Genomic DNA, 14,716 nt, shown 5'->3' with positions numbered 1-14,716 from the left:
AAGAGGCTTCACGGGATCCCGGCATGTTCACACCTCTCACCCTTCCGCTTCGCCCCGCCCTGCTGCTCGGCCTGCTGTGCAGCTGCCAGGCCATGGCTGACGACGACTCGCTGGTGCAGCAGCGCGCCAACGCCGTGGTCTCCCTGATGACCTTTACCGTGGTGCCCGACATCACCGCCAGCAACATCAACATCGGCAGCGGCACCAACCAGTCGGCGGCGCTCAACATGACCCAGGTCGGCGGTGGCGCCACCATGAGCGAGAGCGTGCCGATTTATCTGGAAGGAACCCTGGGGTTCAGCCGCTACGATCCCCAGTTCGTGGTCAGCAACGGCAGCGAGAGCCGCACCGTTCCCACCAAGTGGAACAGCCTGACGGCCACCGGCGGGATCGGCTGGGACATAGGGCTGCACCGGGACAGCCACGGCGGCAACTGGGTGCTGCGCCCCATCGGCAACGTCACCCTCGGCACGGTGGCGAGCGATCTGCGCATCGGCAACTGGCTGCTGGGCCAGTACACCGGCAAGAACCTCGATTTTCTCGATGGTGGCCGGCTCGACGTCTACGGCCTCGGCGGCGCCATGATGCTGGACTACGAGCTGTTTTCCCCCAGCCAGGACATCGACGCCGAGCTGCGTTACTCCTATCAGCATCTGCAGAGCTTCGGTGGCACTGCCGCCAGCGTGACCGGCCAGGCCAATGCCGAAAACCTCGGCCTCTATCTGCGTCGGCGCGCCCCCATCGGCAATCTGACGTTGCTGGGCAAACCCGTGCGCTACGTGATGGAGGGAGCCCGCACCGAATACCTGGGCGAGCAGCGCGGCCTGCTCGGCTTCAACTCCCTCAACTCCCTCGGCCTCGGGGTGGAGCTCGACAGCAGCAAGTACGATATCTTCGTCACCCGCACCCGGCTGGTGGCCCGCTATATGTTCAGCCACAACACCAGCGGCTACGGCGTCGGGCTGGCGATGAGCTTCTAGGCCACTCCCTGCGGCTGCTTCCCTCTCTGGCATTGGCACAAAAAGAGTGATGCGCCGCTCAGTTGGTGCAAGCGGTCACACATTCCTTCTGGTCAACTCGCTACAGTGCTCACTTCGGCACCCCATTTTCCGGATGGCGCCAATCCTCTGGTGCCACACCAGGCTCACACCATAAGAGTGCCCCGTCACCAGGGAGAGGTATCGGGAGCGAGGAGAGATGACATGGACGTTACCGCCCTGATGGCCGTTCTGCTGAACCAGCTCTGGTTTCTGCTGCCACTGTTTTTGCTGGCCACCATCGCCAAGAGCCCCTGGTTCAAGGGCATGATCGGGGAGTGGCTGCTCAATCTCAGCATCCGGCTCTTTCTCGATCGGCAGGAATATCATCTGCTTAGCAATGTCACCTTGCCGCTCGAGCAGGGCAGCACCCAGATCGATCAGGTGATCATCTCCCGCTTCGGGGTATTCGTGATAGAAACCAAAAACATGAAAGGGTGGATCTTCGGCGATCCCAGACACAAGCGCTGGACCCAGCAGCTGTTTCGACGCCGGCACGGCTTTCAAAACCCGCTGCATCAAAACTATCTGCACCTGATGACCCTCAAATCCCTGCTGGGGCTGGCGGATCACCAGTTGCATTCCATCGTCTATTTTATTGGCGACTGCACCTTCAAGACCCCCATGCCGGAGAACGTCATGCGTCGCGGACTGATCAGCCATATCAAGAGCAAGACCACTCCCGTCTTGAGCACCGCCGACGTTGATCGGATTGTCGACACCATTCAGCAAGGCCGCTTGACCGCCAGTTGGCAAACCCACCGGCAGCATGTCACCCAGCTCAAGGCACGCCATGCCGACCCATCCGCCAACCATGTTTCCACCCGCACGCCTGTCAGGCAATCCGTTGCAAACCCACCCTCACAGAGCGTATCGCCAGCGGACAATCCACCCCCGCTCTGCCCCAGATGTGGCAGCACAATGGTATTGCGCACCGCAACTCGAGGGGAGAACAAGGGCAATCAGTTTTGGGGATGCAGCGGATTTCCAAAATGTAGAGGCATTTTGCAGGGGAATTGATCCACTTCACGACATAAAACAAAGGCGGCCCATTGGCCGCCTTTGTTATTGCAGTTACAGCGACCCCAGCCGCTTCAGACAGGTTTGCTGGCGCCACTGCACCCGCTTGGCAAACCAGGCGGTGGTGAGGTTGCGGGTGATCTTGGGGCTCTTGAGAGAGATCCCCGGCAGCACGGCGCGGGGCAGCCGGCTGCCCGCCTTGCGATCGGCCAGTACGAAGACCCTGTGGTAGAGATCGCTTTGGGCAAACTCGCTGGTGTCGCCGAGCTTCAGGCTCTGGTGGATGGCCTGCTGGCTCATGCTGAGCTGGCCGGCGATGGTATGCACCGCCAGCTCTGTCTTGCCCGGCAGCTCGGAGTCGTAGCGAATGAGATCCCCATCCAGCGCCAGCGGCTTGCCGCTCAACCGGCTCACCGCCGCCTGGAAGGCGGCGTTGCGACTGGCGTACCAGCCGGCATTGAAGTCGGCATAACGGTAGAGGTGATCCGGATACTGGGCCGGGTAGTTGAGCAGGTGACGGGTGCCGAACCAGATGCCGCCACGGCGACTGAATACCTCGTGGCGAATGGACTCCTTGATCGGATAGGGATAGCCGTCGGTGTTGGCCTCGGCAAAGGCGATGCTCACCTGCATGGGGCCGCCGGTGCGCACCGGGTTCATGTTGCCGAACAGGGTCTTGCCCATGGGCACCTCCCCTATCATGTCCTCGAAGATCTCGCTCATCTCCCGCTCGGTGCGCAACTTGTCGATGCGCTCGGCGTAAGTTTTGCCGGTAGGCGAGTTGATGGAGAGCGCGGTGCGCACCACGAACTCGGGGATCAGCAGCTTGCCGGCGCGGGCGTTGATCTCCTTCCAGGCGATCTTGCCAAGGCCCGGCACCACGGGGTCGGCCTGAAAGGTGGACTCCTGCTCCGCCACCGCCAGCACGGAGCAGACGTTCTCGTCGGTCACCGCCAGCTCCTGTTTGGCGAGGGCGGTGACGATATCCTGGGCCCAGCCGTTGCGATCCACAGTGCGGGCCGGCAGCAGCCGCACAATGCGTGACTGCATGCTGGCGGGCGCCCGGGGGACCTGGGCCTTGGGCAGCGGGGCGGGCCTGGCGATGGCCGGCCCGGTGACGGCGGCGCTGCCAGGCTTGCTGGCATCGCCCTGACTGACGGGTTCACTGGCACAGGCGGCCAGCAGCAAGGTGGCCAGCAGCGGGGCCAGATAATGACGACAGACGATGAGATGAGACATGAATGCTTCCCGGTGGATGAGGCGTCCCGGCCCCCGCAAAGGGTATCCGGACGCAGACAGGCAGGGCATTGTAGAGGATTGAGACGGGGAGCAGAAGCCATCAATGACAAGGGCCCCCGCCTGTGTGGCGAGGGCCCCCAAGGGTCGAGACGATGCCAGGATCAGGCGCTCTGGCGCAGCGCCTCTATCTGGGCGGCGCCATTGATCACCGCCTGCAGGGAGGCACTGACCACGTCGCGGCCGATGGCCACCCCGCAGGTGCGGGTCCCGTCGACGCTCAGCAGCACGTAGGCGGCGGCGCGGGACTCGGTGCCGGCGCTTAAGGCATGTTCCGAGTAATCCAGCACGTCGATGTGCATGCCGGTCTGGCGCTGCCAGCCGTTGACCAGCGCCGTGATGGCCCCCTCCCCTTCACCACTGAGCTGCAGCGAGCCCGTCGGGGTCTGCAGCTCGAGGCGCAGGCTCTCCTGGCTGTCGCGACCGAGCTGGAAGCGACCGATGCGATAGCCGTGGGCGGGCTCGAGATAGTGGCGCTCGAACAGGGTGCGGATCTGCTCCGGACTTACCTCGCTGCTGCTTGCCTCAGCCTCGGCCTGGACCCGGCGGCTGAAGTCAATTTGCAGCCAGCGCGGCAGTTGCAGGCCAAGGTCGCGCTCCAGCAGATAGGTGACGCCCCCCTTGCCGGACTGGCTGTTGATGCGGATCACCGCCTCGTAGCTGCGGCCGAGATCGGCAGGATCGATGGGCAGGTAAGCCACGTCCCAGTAGTGATCCGGTTTTTCTGCCGCCAGCGATTTGCGGATGGCATCCTGGTGGCTGCCGGAAAACGCCGTGTAAACCAGCTCGCCGGCATAGGGGTGGCGCGGGTGCAGGGCAATCTGGGTGCAGGCCCCCACGGTGGCGACGATGGCATCCATGTCCGCCAGATTGAGCTCGGGATCGATCCCCTGGCTGTAGAGGTTCATGGCCATGGTGACGATGTCCATGTTGCCGGTGCGCTCACCGTTGCCGAGCAGGGTGCCCTCGATGCGATCCGCCCCCGCCAGCACCGCCAGCTCGGCGGCGGCCACCCCGCAGCCCCGATCGTTGTGAGTGTGGATGGAGATGCTCACCTCGGGGCGCGCCTTGAGGTGACGACAGAACCACTCCACCTGATCGGCAAACACGTTGGGGGTGCTCACCTCCACGGTGGCGGGCAGGTTCAGGATCATCGGGCGGGCAGCCGGGCGCCACTGATCGATAACGGCGTCACACACCTCGACGGCGAACTCCACCTCGGTGCTGCTGAAGCTCTCCGGGGAATACTGGAAACTCCACTCGGTGCCCGGATTGCGGGCCGCATACTCCCGCACCCAGCGCGCCCCCTGCACGGCGATGGCCTTGACCCCTTCGCGCCCGGAGTTGAACACGTAGTTGCGCTGGGTCGGGTTGACCGAGTTGTAGACGTGGACGATGGCCCGCTTCGCCCCCTTGAGGGCCTCAAAGGTACGGGCAATCAGATCTTCGCGCGCCTGCACCAGCACCTGGATGGTGACGTCGTCCGGAATGAGATTGCGGTCGATAAGCTCGCGCACGAAGTCGAAATCGGGCTGAGAGGCGGCCGGAAAGCCTACCTCGATGTGCTTGAAGCCGATGTGCACCATCAGCGCCCACATCTGCAGCTTCTGGGCCACCGTCATGGGCTCGACCAGCGCCTGGTTGCCGTCGCGCAGATCCACCGCGCACCAGAGCGGGGCCCGCTCCAGCACCCGGTTGGGCCACTGGCGATCCGACAGATTGATGACGGGGGCACGGCGGTATTTGCGATGATCGAAGCTCATATTCTGATTCCCTTGGCAGATGTCCTGGCGGTACGGCTGGGCTGATTGACGGGGACAAGGAGGGGAAGCGGGTTGGCGCGATAACGCTGGCCCTGGCCGGTCGTGCGGCGGTAGCCCCACGCCCGGTTTCCTGTGGCCCCTTCCGGTAAGTGGGGGCCGGCCGCACAACCCGATAAGGCTGCGGGCCCGATCTGCTTGCCCCTGCGTTGGCAGGCGCAGACGACCTGGGTCGATAAATCCTGTGACGAGAAACCAGTATAGAGAGGTGACGCGAGCGAGAGATTGCAAAGAATGCTGTCAAATACATCTATTGCGCAATCATTGCGACACTTTCTGCTTCACGGTGGTGAATATCACCCTGAACCTGTTGCTCGGTGACGCCGGTTGCCATCACAGTCCAACCTGTTTGCCAATAAAAAACCCCGCCATCGCTGGCGGGGTTTTATCGGGTCACAAAGGAGGCGTCCCTCCTTCATCACGCGGTCTTAGCGGCTTTTCAGCTGGCTCTCGACCTTCTGGTGCAGCTCCTGCACCGAGTTGACGTTGGCGGTGGCATCCACGCTGATGGCCATGCAGGTGGCAAAGGCGGCGTGCAGCGTGGTGGTGTAGGCCACCTTGTGCTGCAGGGCCCCGCGGCGCAGCTGCTTGGAGTCCTGGATGGCCTGACGACCCTCGGCGGTGTTGACGATGTAGGTGTACTCGCCATTCTTGATGCGATCCAGAATGTGCGGGCGACCTTCGTGCACCTTGTTGACCAGGCGCGGGTTGATGCTCGCCTCCCCCAAGGTCACCGCGGTGCCGTGGGTGGCGTCGAGGTCATAGCCCAGCTCCAGCAGCTTGGCGGCCAGGTTGACCACCCGCTCCTTGTCGCTGTGGCGAACGGAGAGCAGGGCACGCCCTTCGCGCGGCACCTGATGACCGGCACCCAGCTGCGCCTTGGCATAGGCCTCGGCAAAGCTGCTGCCCACGCCCATCACTTCACCAGTGGAGCGCATCTCTGGCCCCAGCAGCGGATCCACGCCTGGGAACTTGGCAAACGGCAGTACCACTTCCTTCACCGAGTAGTAGGGCGGGATGATCTCCTGGGTAAAGCCCTGTTCTTTCAGGCTCTGGCCGGCCATCACACGGGCGGCGATCTTGGCCAGCGGGGCGCCGGTGGCCTTGGAGACGAACGGCACGGTACGGGCGGCACGGGGGTTCACCTCGATGAGGTAAATTTCGTTGTCTTTCACCGCGAACTGCACGTTCATCAGACCGACTACGCCAAGCTCCAGGGCCAGCTTGCGAACCTGCTCGCGCATCTCGTCCTGGATGGCCTTGGACAAGGTGTAGGGCGGCAGGGAGCAGGCAGAGTCACCGGAGTGAATGCCGGCCTGTTCGATGTGCTCCATGATGCCGCCGATGACCACATCCACACCGTCGCAGATGGCGTCCACGTCCACCTCGGTGGCGTCGTCCAGGAAGCGGTCCAGCAGTACCGGCGACTCGTTGGAGACGCTCACCGCCTCGGCGAAGTAGCGGCGCAGGTCCTGCTCGTCATAGACGATCTCCATGGCGCGACCACCCAGTACGTAGGAGGGACGGACCACCAGCGGGTAGGTGATGCGCTCGGCGGTCAGCACCGCTTGCTCCAGCGCGGTGACGGTGCCGTTTTCCGGCTGCTTGAGGCCGAGGCGCTCGACGGCGGACTGGAAGCGCTCACGGTCTTCGGCGCGGTCGATGGCGTCCGGGCTGGTGCCGATGACCGGCACGCCGTTGGCCTCCAATGCTCGCGCAAGCTTGAGCGGAGTCTGGCCGCCGTACTGGACGATGACGCCTTTCGGGTTTTCGACGCGCACGATTTCCAGCACGTCTTCCAGAGTGACCGGTTCGAAGTAGAGACGGTCCGAGGTGTCGTAGTCGGTGGAGACGGTCTCCGGGTTGCAGTTGACCATGATGGTCTCGTAACCATCTTCGCGCAGGGCCAGCGCCGCGTGTACGCAGCAGTAGTCAAACTCGATGCCCTGACCGATGCGGTTCGGGCCGCCACCGATGACCATGATCTTGTCGCGGTTGGTGGGGTTGGCTTCGCACTCCTCGTCATAGCTGGAGTACATGTAGGCGGTGTTGGTGGCGAACTCGGCGGCGCAGGTATCGACCCGCTTGTAGACCGGGAAGATGTTGTGGCGGGCACGCAGCTTGCGCACTTCCCCTTCGGCCACGCCGAGGATCTTGGCCAGACGGGCGTCGGCAAAGCCCTTGCGCTTGAGGGCGCGCAGGAAGTCGGCATCCAGACCCGCCATGCCGCGCTCTTTCACCTGCTCTTCGAGTTTGACCAGCTCTTCAATCTGCACCAGGAACCAGGGGTCAATCTTGGTCAGCTTGAACACGCCGTCCATGGAGAGACCAGCGCGGAAGGCGTCGGCGATGTAGAAGATACGCTCGGCGCCGGCATCCTGCAGCTCGTGACGGATGCGGGTCAGGGAGTCAGGAGCGTTCAGGTCAACCATGGGGTCGAAGCCGGTCTTGCCGGTCTCGAGGCCGCGCAGCGCCTTGTGCAGGGACTCCTGGAAGTTGCGGCCGATGGCCATCACTTCGCCGACGGACTTCATCTGGGTGGTCAGGCGGTCGTTGGCGCCCGCGAACTTCTCGAAGTTGAAGCGCGGCACCTTGGTGACCACGTAGTCGATGGCCGGCTCGAAGGAGGCCGGGGTGCGACCGCCGGTGATGTCGTTCATCAGCTCGTCCAGGGTGTAACCGATGGCGAGCTTGGCGGCGATCTTGGCGATGGGGAAGCCGGTCGCCTTGGAAGCCAGCGCGGAGGAGCGCGACACCCGCGGGTTCATCTCGATGATGACCATGCGGCCATCTTTCGGGTTGATGCCGAACTGGACGTTGGAGCCGCCGGTCTCGACGCCGATCTCGCGCAGCACCGCCATGGAGGCGTTGCGCATCAGCTGGTACTCCTTGTCGGTCAGCGTCTGGGCTGGCGCGACCGTGATGGAGTCACCGGTGTGGATACCCATGGGGTCGAAGTTTTCGATGGCGCAGACGATGATGCAGTTGTCGTTGCGATCCCGTACCACCTCCATCTCGTACTCTTTCCAGCCGATCAGCGACTCGTCGATGAGCAGCTCTTTGGTCGGCGACAGGTCCAGACCGCGCTCGCAGATCTCGACGAACTCTTCCGGGTTGTAGGCGATGCCGCCGCCGGAGCCGCCCATGGTAAAGGAGGGACGGATGATGCAGGGAAAGCCCACCATCTGTTGCACGCCCCAGGCCTCTTCCATGTTGTGGGCGATGCCGGCGCGCGGGCACTCCAGGCCAATGCTGCGCATCGCCTTGTCGAAGCGGGAGCGATCTTCAGCCTTGTCGATGGCATCGGCGGTGGCGCCGATCATCTCCACGCCGAACTCGGCCAGCACGCCGTGCTTTTCCAGATCCAGCGCGCAGTTGAGTGCGGTCTGGCCACCCATGGTGGGCAAGATGGCGTCCGGGCGCTCTTTCTTGATGATCTCGCGCACCACTTCCCAGGTGATGGGCTCGATGTAGGTGGCGTCGGCCATCTCCGGGTCGGTCATGATGGTGGCCGGGTTGGAGTTCACCAGAATGACGCGGTAGCCCTCCTCGCGCAGGGCCTTGCAGGCCTGGGCGCCGGAGTAGTCGAATTCGCAGGCCTGGCCGATGACGATGGGGCCGGCGCCGAGGATCAGGATGCTCTGTAGGTCGTTACGTTTTGGCATGGCTTCTCTTTTCCTCTTAAGCGCGATACTGCTTGATCAATTCAATAAAGTGGTCGAACAGACCGGCACAGTCGTGCGGGCCCGGGCTCGCTTCGGGGTGACCCTGGAAGCTGAAGGCCGGACGGTCGGTGCGATGGATGCCCTGCAGTGACCCGTCGAACAGGGAGACGTGGGTCGCGCGCAGGCAAGCCGGCAGGGTCTGCTCGTCCACCGCAAAGCCGTGGTTCTGGGCGGTGATCATGACGGTGTTGTCGTCGAGGCTCTTCACCGGGTGGTTGGCACCGTGGTGGCCGAACTTCATCTTGATGGTCTTGGCGCCGGAGGCCAGACCCAGCAGCTGGTGACCCAGGCAGATGCCGAACACCGGGATATTGGTCTTGAGGAAGGCCTCGATGGCCTCGATGGCGTAGTCGCACGGCTCGGGGTCGCCAGGGCCGTTGGAGAGGAAGATGCCATCGGGGTTCAGCGCCAGTACCTCGGCAGCCGGGGTCTTGGCCGGCACCACGGTCAGGCGGCAGCCACGGTCCACCAGCATGCGCAGGATGTTGCGCTTGACGCCAAAGTCATAGGCCACCACGTGGTATTTGAGCTGGTCGGCAGCCGGGGTGACGTGCCCCTTGCCGAGCTGCCAGCTGCCCTCGGTCCAGTTGTACGCCTCGCCAACCGTCACCTCTTTGGCCAGGTCCATCCCCTTCAGACCGGGGAAGGCACGGGCCTGTTCGAGGGCAAACCCTTCATCTATCTGTTTACCCGCCAGGATGCAGCCGGCCTGGGCGCCTTTCTCGCGCAGGATGCGGGTCAGTTTGCGGGTGTCGATGTCGGCGATGCCAACGATGTTGTGAGACTTGAGGTATTCGGAGAGGGATTGCTGATTGCGGAAATTGGAGGCAAGTATCGGAAGGTCCCGGATGATCAATCCCTGCGCGTGGATTTGACTGGACTCTTCATCTTCGCTGTTGGTGCCGGTGTTGCCTATATGGGGGTAAGTGAGGGTGACTATCTGGCGGGAATAAGAGGGATCGGTGAGGATTTCCTGATAGCCCGTCATCGACGTATTGAAAACCACTTCACCAACGGAACATCCCTCGGCGCCTATCGACACGCCTTTGAACACAGTTCCATCTTCCAGCACTAGCAATGCAGTGTGATTCAAGACAACCTCCAGTTATTTAGCTTTAAATTCAGCAATTTACCTGGGTGTTGCGGGCTCGGTTCCGGCCTTGGACAGGACTCGAACCCGGCAGATTTCTGGCAAATTGGGCGCATTCTACTTAAAAACGATCGCATTTCAACGTCTTTTCTCATCTGAAATGCATCTAAATTCAATAAACAAGCAACATTACCCATTATCTATGCACTCAATCGCTTTGCAACCCCCACCCTGAAAAGAAAAGGCAAAAGTTGCTACCGATCCAGACCAAGAGGCCGCCATTGATACAAAAATCCATTTTTAATCCTTAAAAAACAATAAAATGAAGTTTTACATAAAAAATATCAAAGCCTGCAAACAGCTTTTTTATGGAAGATGAGTGGCCTTGAAAAATGGAAAACGTTTTTCTGTGTTTGAATTTTTAGTCTGTTTTGATGGATGTAAAAAAATGCCCTGACAGGGGCTATTGAGGCCCAATTTCGTTACCAGCCGATGACATTTGTGCAATGGCAGATCCGGCGCAGCAGCAGAGAGGAAGGATTTATGCCATTTCGCATGAAAATCGCTGCGTAATCGGCATTTATACAAAATCACCAATAAAAAACCCCGCATGAGCGGGGTTTTTAACAGACAAACGGGCCGGGCAGCCTCTTCGTGCGCACCACGGGGCCCCTGTTGTCAGCTGATCTGGTTACTTGAGGCCGAGCACGTCCTGCATGTCATAGAGGCCGGCACCCTGCCCCTTGAGCCATTTGCCGGCGCGCACCGCACCGTTGGCGAAGGTGAGGCGGCTGGAGGCCTTGTGGCTAATCTCCACCCGCTCGCCGATGTCGGCGAACATGACGGTGTGCTCCCCCACCAGATCGCCGGCGCGAATGGTGGCAAAGCCGATGGTGTTGCGATCCCGCTCGCCGGTGATCCCCTCGCGGCCGTAGACGGCGCACTCTTTCAAGTCACGTCCGAGCGTCTTGGCCACCACCTCGCCCATGGAGAGCGCAGTGCCGGACGGTGCATCCACCTTGTGTCTGTGGTGCCCCTCGATGATCTCGATGTCGGTGTAATCCCCCATCACCTTGGCGGCCTGCTCCAGCAGCTTGAACACCAGGTTGACGCCGACCGAGTAGTTGGAGGCGAAGACGATGCCGATCTCGCCGGCGGCAGCCTTGAGCGCCGCCTTGCCCGCGTCGTCAAAGCCGGTGGTACCGATCACCATCTGCTTGTGGTGGGCCCGGGCGAAGGCCAGGTTGGCCAGGGTCACCTCGGGGCGGGTGAAATCGATGATGAGATCAAACTCGTCCCGTACCTTGTCCAGGCTGTCGCTGATGATGACGCCGAGCCGACCCAGCCCGTTGAGTTCGCCGGCATCCAGCCCGATCACGGCGGAGCCCGGTCGCTCCAGCGCCGCCCCGACCACCACGCCCTCGGCATGGCTGATCGCCTCCAGCAGCACCTTGCCCATACGACCATTACAGCCCATCACGGCCACACGGATCGGATTGTCCATCTCCACCCTCTCATCTCTATTAAGGAAAGAGACCGTTTTACCAGCCTGCGCCGGCTTTGAAAAGCCCGCCGTGGCCGCCGTTAGTCACCCGAAAATTCAACGACATATCTCTTTAAATCCGAATATTTGACGGATTTAATCAATTAAGCAAAATCACCAGACAAAAAGCAGCATCCATCTGGACGGCTATCTTGACCGGGCGGGCACGACTCACTACTGTAGACGCCCCATAGCGGCAGGATGCCCGCCACGCTCACCCCACTGCGGGCTGGCTGAGACAGGGAGGTCATGTTCAACCATCGAGGAACACATGATCCAGACTCAACCCAGCGCCAGAGCCCTGCTGCCTCTGCTGGTCTTTCTTGCTCTCTTTATCGGTACCGGCACCTGGCTGACCCTGCAGGGGGTCGAGTTCGCCTTCTATCAGCTGCCCGCCCCCGTCGCCGCTCTCCCCGCCGTCATGCTGGCGCTGGTGCTGGGCAAGGAGGGGTTCAACAAGAACCTCGAGACCTTCTTCAAAGGGGTCGGTGACAGCAACATCATGGCGATGTGCCTCATCTATCTGCTGGCGGGTGCCTTCGCCACCGTGGCCAAGGCCACCGGCGGGGTGGATGCCACGGTCGCGCTCGGCCTCTCCCTCATCCCCGGCTGGTTCCTGCTGCCGGGGCTGTTCCTCATCTCCGCCTTCATCGCCACCGCCATGGGTACCTCCATGGGGACCATTGGCGCCGTGGCACCGGTGGCGCTCGGTGTGGCCCAGGCCGCCGGCATCGATCCGGTGCTGATGGCGGGCACCATCCTCTCCGGCGCCATGTTTGGCGACAACCTCTCCATCATCTCCGACACCACCATTGCGGCCACCCGCAGCCAGGGCTGCGAGATGAAGGACAAGTTTCGCGAGAACTTCAAGATTGCCGCCCCGGCCGCCATCGGGGTGATCCTGCTCTATCTGACCCTGGGGTCGGTCGGGGATGCCCCTGCCACCGAGGCCCATGTCGAGCTGCTCAAGGTGATGCCCTACCTGCTGATCCTGGTGCTGGCCCTCTCTGGCATGAACGTCTTCATGGTGCTGGGGCTCGGCATTCTGGCAGCCGGCGGGGTCGGTCTGCTGGGGGATTACCCCCTCGGCCAGTTCAGCAAGGACATCTATCAGGGCTTCACCGGCATGCAGGAGATCTTCCTGCTCTCCATGCTGATCGGCGGCCTCGGCGCCCTGATGGAGCGTCAGGGGGGGCTGGCCTGGATCAGCGCCCGCATCAGCGCCCTCATCGCCCGCTTCACCCGTCAGCACGACGGCGAGCAGAACGAGAAGGCGGCCGAGCTCGGCATCGCCGGGGTGGTGAGCCTCACCAACCTCTGCACCGCCAACAACACGGTGGCCATCATAGTCGCCAGCAAGGTGGCCAAGGAGCTGGCGGATCACCACGGGGTCACCCCGCGCCGCGCCGCCTCCATGCTCGACATTTTCTCCTGCGTGGTGCAGGGGCTCATCCCCTGGGGTGCCCAGGCACTGCTGCTGGGCTCCATCTTCGCCCTCTCGCCGCTGGCGGTGGTGAGCATGAGCTTCTACCCCATGGCGCTGGCGCTGGCCGCCCTGGTGGCGGTGTTCGTCAAGCACCAGATGCGCAAAGCCGCCCACGCCTGATAGTGCGGCCGCCGGGTCCTCGAGGATCCGGCGGCCGAACCGCGCTGTTCAACCCGGCGCGGCCTTGTTAAGGTGATCGCCTGTCAGCGCGATCCGCTCGTCGCCCCCCGCCCGTTCATCAGAGGAGCCCCCATGCCGGATACCCAGCCTGAAAGACAATCCCTGCGCCAGCTCATCCGCCAGCGCAGAAAGAGCCTGACCCAGGCCGAGCAGCAGCAGGCGGCCCAGCAGCTGGTTGCCCAGTTCAAGCAGCATCCCGAGATCCTGGCGGCCAAACGCATCGCCCTCTATCTGGCCAACGACGGCGAGCTCAATCCCCTGCCCGCCATCCACTGGCTGTGGGCCCAGCAAAAAGAGGTCTACCTGCCGGTGCTGCACCCCTTCACCCCGGGCCACCTGCTCTTCTTGCGCTACACCGCCACCAGCCCCATGACCCGCAACCGTTACAGCATCGCCGAGCCGGAGCTCGACATGCAGCAGGTGGTGCCCCACAGCACCCTCGATCTGATTTGCACCCCTCTGGTGGCGTTCGATGCAGCGGGCAACCGGCTCGGCATGGGCGGCGGCTACTACGATCGCACCCTCGCCTGCTGGCATGAACATCGGCTCGGTCCCAAGCCACTGGGGCTCGCCCACGACTGCCAGCAGGTGGACGCGGTGCCGCAGGAGGAGTGGGACGTACCGCTGCCCCAGATCATCACCCCCAGCCGCTGCTGGCACTTTCCCGGCTAGGACCGTCTGCCCCCTCTGCCGCACTCGTCACGCCCTGCTGCCACAGCCATGGTGCAATGACATGGCACAATAAACAGGCAAACGATTTACATCTTGCGAGTTTTTGGCCCGGAACGTGAGCTGGGTGGTCGCTCTGGGGGGGCGGCTTGGATATAATGCGGCCGCTTTTTTCCAAAGGATCGATCATGACTCAAGATGAAATGAAGAAGGCGGCCGGTTGGGCTGCGCTCAAGTATGTGGTTCCCGGCACCATCGTCGGGGTAGGCACCGGCTCTACCGTCAACCACTTCATCGATGCACTGGCGACCATGAAGGACGAGATCAAGGGGGCGGTATCCAGCTCCGTGGCCTCCACCGAACGCCTCAAGGGCTTCGGCATCACCGTGTATGACCTCAACGAGATCGACGCCCTCTCCGTCTACGTGGACGGTGCCGACGAGATCAACGGCACCCGCGACATGATCAAGGGTGGTGGCGCCGCCCTCACCCGCGAGAAGATCGTCGCCGCCGTGGCCGACAAGTTCATCTGCATCATCGACAACACCAAGACAGTCGACGTGCTCGGCACCTTCCCGCTGCCGGTGGAAGTGATCCCCATGGCCCGCGAATACGTGGCCCGCGAGATCAGAAAGCTCGGCGGCAACCCGGTCTGGCGTGAAGGGGTGGTCACCGACAACGGCAACCACATCCTGGACGTGAAAGGCATGGCCATCACCGACGCCAAGGGGCTGGAAGTGCAGCTCAATGCCATCGTAGGCACCGTCACCAACGGCCTGTTCGCCCACCGCGGTGCAGACGTGGTGCTGATTGGTACTCCCGACGGGGTCATCACCCAATAAGGTGCCTG

The 14,716-nt window shown here is 62.5% G+C and carries 10 protein-coding genes; 5 read left to right on the top strand and 5 right to left on the bottom strand.

Annotated features, from left to right (window positions below; genetic code table 11):
- Positions 1-23 precede the first annotated feature (23 nt).
- A complete protein-coding gene (locus C2U40_RS07040; RefSeq protein ID WP_103828712.1) occupies positions 24-980 on the top strand; it encodes a hypothetical protein in 957 nt (318 codons plus the stop codon).
- Positions 981-1,202: 222 nt separating this feature from the next.
- The gene (locus tag C2U40_RS07035; protein ID WP_103828713.1) at positions 1,203-2,057 is read left to right on the top strand and encodes a nuclease-related domain-containing protein; all 855 of its coding nucleotides are present in this window, start codon (positions 1,203-1,205) and stop codon (positions 2,055-2,057) included.
- A gap of 54 nt (positions 2,058-2,111) precedes the next feature.
- On the opposite strand, the gene C2U40_RS07030 is transcribed toward C2U40_RS07035, so the two are convergent.
- The 5 genes from C2U40_RS07030 to dapB all read right to left on the bottom strand — a co-directional run bounded on the left by C2U40_RS07030 (position 2,112) and on the right by dapB (position 11,492).
- The gene (locus C2U40_RS07030) at positions 2,112-3,365 is read right to left on the bottom strand and encodes a DUF1615 domain-containing protein (protein ID WP_103828714.1); all 1,254 of its coding nucleotides are present in this window, start codon (positions 3,363-3,365) and stop codon (positions 2,112-2,114) included.
- Positions 3,366-3,457: 92 nt separating this feature from the next.
- On the bottom strand, positions 3,458-5,116 hold the full coding sequence (gene leuA, locus C2U40_RS07025; protein ID WP_103828715.1) for a 2-isopropylmalate synthase: 1,659 nt from the start codon (positions 5,114-5,116) through the stop codon (positions 3,458-3,460).
- Positions 5,117-5,601: 485 nt separating this feature from the next.
- A complete protein-coding gene (carB, locus tag C2U40_RS07020; protein ID WP_103828716.1) occupies positions 5,602-8,838 on the bottom strand; it encodes a carbamoyl-phosphate synthase large subunit in 3,237 nt (1,078 codons plus the stop codon).
- A 16-nt stretch (positions 8,839-8,854) separates the two neighbouring features.
- Complete coding sequence (gene carA / locus C2U40_RS07015; protein WP_029300048.1) at positions 8,855-9,991, bottom strand: glutamine-hydrolyzing carbamoyl-phosphate synthase small subunit; 1,137 nt, start codon at positions 9,989-9,991, stop codon at positions 8,855-8,857.
- A 688-nt stretch (positions 9,992-10,679) separates the two neighbouring features.
- Positions 10,680-11,492 carry a 4-hydroxy-tetrahydrodipicolinate reductase gene (dapB, locus tag C2U40_RS07010; RefSeq protein ID WP_011706537.1) on the bottom strand — a complete coding sequence of 271 codons (813 nt, stop codon included), beginning with the start codon at positions 11,490-11,492 and terminating at the stop codon, positions 10,680-10,682.
- A 310-nt stretch (positions 11,493-11,802) separates the two neighbouring features.
- Between dapB and C2U40_RS07005 the strand changes: the two genes are divergently transcribed.
- The 3 genes from C2U40_RS07005 (at position 11,803) to rpiA (ending at position 14,708) form a co-directional block, all read left to right on the top strand.
- On the top strand, positions 11,803-13,137 hold the full coding sequence (locus tag C2U40_RS07005) for a Na+/H+ antiporter NhaC family protein (RefSeq protein WP_016351189.1): 1,335 nt from the start codon (positions 11,803-11,805) through the stop codon (positions 13,135-13,137).
- Positions 13,138-13,269: 132 nt separating this feature from the next.
- Positions 13,270-13,869, top strand: coding sequence for a 5-formyltetrahydrofolate cyclo-ligase (locus C2U40_RS07000; RefSeq protein WP_039216002.1), 600 nt, complete (start codon positions 13,270-13,272; stop codon positions 13,867-13,869).
- A gap of 185 nt (positions 13,870-14,054) precedes the next feature.
- Positions 14,055-14,708 (top strand): ribose-5-phosphate isomerase RpiA, encoded by a 654-nt coding sequence (gene rpiA / locus C2U40_RS06995; protein WP_011706540.1) that lies wholly within the window; start codon positions 14,055-14,057, stop codon positions 14,706-14,708.
- Positions 14,709-14,716 lie beyond the last annotated feature (8 nt).

It is taken from the genome of Aeromonas sp. ASNIH4 (assembly GCF_002934425.1).
GTDB classification, from domain to species: domain Bacteria; phylum Pseudomonadota; class Gammaproteobacteria; order Enterobacterales; family Aeromonadaceae; genus Aeromonas; species Aeromonas hydrophila.
Note: the sequence above shows the minus strand (reverse complement) of the source record. Positions and strands in the feature narration are given on the sequence as shown.